Here is a 3,083-nt window from a genome sequence, read left to right on the forward strand (position 1 = left end):
TCCTGATAGATGAAGACCCGACCACTCTCGATCATTTGGTTATGTGGCGTTCAAAGGCCACCAACCGGCCCTGGCAGCCGCATTCGGCGCTGAACGCCACATATCCACCGGCGCCACATTACGCATCAAATGTGGCGCGCCACATTTTGTGCGGGAAATCCGCCAGCACGGTTCGGAGGGCGGGGAGCAAACTTCCCGCCCCCTATCGGCGGGGCGAAGCGTCCAGAACGAATTAAGGGTTTGTGCGGCGCGAAGCCGCCGCAGAAGCCCCGTTGGACGAACGCGGGGAGCTTCGGAGGATCGACGATCCGCTATGGAGATTTCACCAGTAGCACCCGGTGCCGGAGCGACGTGACACGCCCCAGCCGAAGCCTCCCGAGGGTTGCGGCGGCCTCATTGGCGGTGTGGATGGCCGTTGCAGGCTGGCGCGCATCATCATTGGGGTTACGATGAGGCTCCGACTTGCACGGGCGACAGCGGCTTCCTGTGGCGTGACGAGCACGCGGCGGCGAGACCGGACAGAATAGTGGCGTTTGCCGGGGCTCATGGCGCCGTCGCCTGCTGCGGGGTGAGCCTGCGGATGAAGATCAGCCGCCCCTGACAGTGCGGACAGACCCGCGGCTCGATCGGCGGCACCGGCTCCGCATCAGATGGCACGAGCGGTCGCCCGGCTTGGTCGTCCTGCCCCCCGTCGGCTTTGGGTGGCGCCCGGAGTTGCAGCATCTGCCGCACCCGGGCGGCGTTGTGGCGCTGGGTGGGGTGCCACAGGCCAACGTAGCGGACTTTGTGGAAGCGGCGCGGCAATACGTGCTGGAGGAAGCGGCGCATGAACTCCTCGCCGCTGAGCCGGCAGGTGCGCCGCCGGCCGGTCTTGCGGTCCTTGTATTGGATCGTGACCCCCTGGTCATCGAGGCCGACGATGCGGGCGTTGGTGAGCGCGACGCGGAAGACATAGCGGGCGAGATGGTCGAGCACCGCCTGTTCGCCGTTGCCCCGGGCGCTGACGTGAAGCACCCATCGCTTGTGCCAGACCGCATCCGGGATGACGAGATCCGGTTACTTCCGCCGCAGCAGGGCGCGGAACTTGCCGCGCACCAATGTGGCGAGCGCCTTGATCGGCAGGAGGAAGTTCTGCCGCGCCGGATGCCAGGTGCTGCCGTCCGCGGCGATCCCGCCGCCACTGACCAGGCAGTGCAGGTGGGGATGGAAGTGTAACTGCTGCGTCCAGGTGTGCAGCACCGCGAGCACGGCTGGGGTGCCGCCGACGTAGCGCGGGTCGCGGGCAAGCTCGATGATTGCCTCGGCGCTGGCCTGCATCAGCGCGCCATAGCCTTCGCGCTGATGGGTGCGCAGCACCGCGCGCAGGTCCGCCGGGACGGTGATGGTGATGTGGAAGTAGGGCACCGGCAGCATCTCCGCCTGACGGCGTTCGAGCCATTCCTGCGTCTGGGCGAGACTGGCCAAGGTTCCGGCCAGTCGCTTGCGACTGGTTGGAAGGCCAGGCGAGGGGGTGTGGCATTTGGGACAACTGCGGTTGCCACAGGAGTGGAACGAGAACACCGCGCTGTGGCACACCTCGCAGCGCCAGACCTGGCCGCCAAGCGCGGCGGTGCGGCAGTTGAGGATGTCCTCGATGGCGCGCCGATGCGACGGTGGCATCGACGCGCCGTGAGCCGAGCGGTCGTCCGCCGCGAAGCGGCGGAACACCTCGGCGAGCTCGATCACGACCGTGCCTCAGAGGCCGGTCATCAGCCGATTAAGCAGGGTCTGCAGCGACGCCCGGGTGGGCGTGGTGAGATGGGTGTAGATGGCGGTGGAGGCGATGGAGGCGTGAGCGAGCAGGATCTGCGCAACGCGGATGTCGACGCCGTTCTCGATCAATCTCGTTGCGTACGAATGGCGCAGGGCGTGCGGCGTCACGTCGCACCGGATGCCGGCCGCAACGACCGCAGCCGCGAAGGTATCCGACAACACGTGCGTGTCGAGCGGCGCGTCACCGCGTCGATTGGGGAACAGCCAGCGGGGGTTGTGATGGCTCCGCCAGAGCTGGCCCAACTCGTCGAGAATCGGCTGCGGCAGCGCCACCAGCCGCTCCTTGTTGCCCTTGCCGACGATACGCAACACCAGGTTGGCCCGGTCAATCGCGCTGATCTCGAGCCGGGTGGCCTCGCTGATGCGCAGGCCGCAGGCATACATGATGGCCAGCCATGTCCGGTGGATCGGGTTATGAATGCAGCCGAGCAGATGCCGGACCTGATCATCCGAGAGCGACTGAGGCAGCCGCTTCTGACGGGGAGCGACGATCCTTTTTTTCCCCGAACAATCCCCACACGCGCTCAAGCGTGTGGCAATAGAGGAAACGCAGCCCGTATTGGCTGACCTTGAACGTGCCGCGGGCCGCTCCGTTCTGGCGCAAGCCAAGCAGGTAGGCGCGCACTTCTTCCTCGCTGAGCTGGTCCGGCGAACGCCGGTAATGCGCTGCCAATCGCCGCACCGCCTGGATGTAGACCGTCTGCGTCCCGGCAGCCAACCCAGCCAGGGTCATGTCCTCGATCATCCGCGCCCGTAATGGCGACATCGTGGTTTCCTTTCGTTGATGCTCCGTCGCGCTCTCTCGCGCCCGGTGGCATCAACAAAATACACCCATCCGCCATCACCCCTGACCTTACCCCCGCGCACTCGGCGGAGCCGTTCCGTCCAACCGTATTTTCATGGTGGAAAGCGCAGGACCCCGAAAACCGGACCTTGCTGGCCTATCGGGACCTGACCAGCCGCATGAGCGGGTTGGCGCATCGCAGCACCGCTGCAGGCCTGCCCGGATGCGTACAGGCCGCGTGCATGAAGAAGAGGCCGCGTTGCTTCCTCGCCTGATTCGTTCACACCCCTTCGTGGCCTTGGCGGTCCTCCGTCGTCCTCCGTGTTGAAAATCGGGTAACAGCCCAGGTCGCGGGGGGGTCACGTACCCCTGAGGGCTGCGATCAGGCGGTCCGGATTGGCGTTGAGGGTTTGCAGGATATCCCAGCCCTGCTTCCGCGCCGTCGACAGCAGTGAGCGGATCACTGCGAACTCCATCGCCCCTTCCA

At 66.0% G+C, this 3,083-nt stretch carries 2 protein-coding genes and 1 pseudogene; all 3 read right to left on the bottom strand.

The genetic code is table 11. The annotated features are described in order from the left end of the window. Positions 1-543: 543 nt before the first annotated feature. Positions 544-1,725: pseudogene (locus CCS01_RS35275) on the bottom strand (IS91 family transposase). A 9-nt stretch (positions 1,726-1,734) separates the two neighbouring features. Then, positions 1,735-2,340, bottom strand: coding sequence for a tyrosine-type recombinase/integrase (locus CCS01_RS16435; RefSeq protein WP_158258440.1), 606 nt, complete (start codon positions 2,338-2,340; stop codon positions 1,735-1,737). After that, positions 2,258-2,578: a site-specific integrase gene (locus CCS01_RS16440; protein ID WP_104519872.1), complete on the bottom strand. Its 321-nt coding sequence runs from the start codon at positions 2,576-2,578 to the stop codon at positions 2,258-2,260. Before CCS01_RS16440 ends, CCS01_RS16435 begins: the two co-directional genes overlap by 83 nt. Between the last annotated feature and the right edge of the window lie 505 nt (positions 2,579-3,083).

Source organism: Rhodopila globiformis, assembly GCF_002937115.1.
Lineage (GTDB): Bacteria > Pseudomonadota > Alphaproteobacteria > Acetobacterales > Acetobacteraceae > Rhodopila > Rhodopila globiformis.

Bases quoted from the DNA above. Each gene is read 5' to 3' on its own strand.
- CCS01_RS16440 (WP_104519872.1), bottom strand. From the start codon at position 2,578: ATGTCGCCATTACGGGCGCGGATGATCGAGGACATGACCCTGGCTGGG.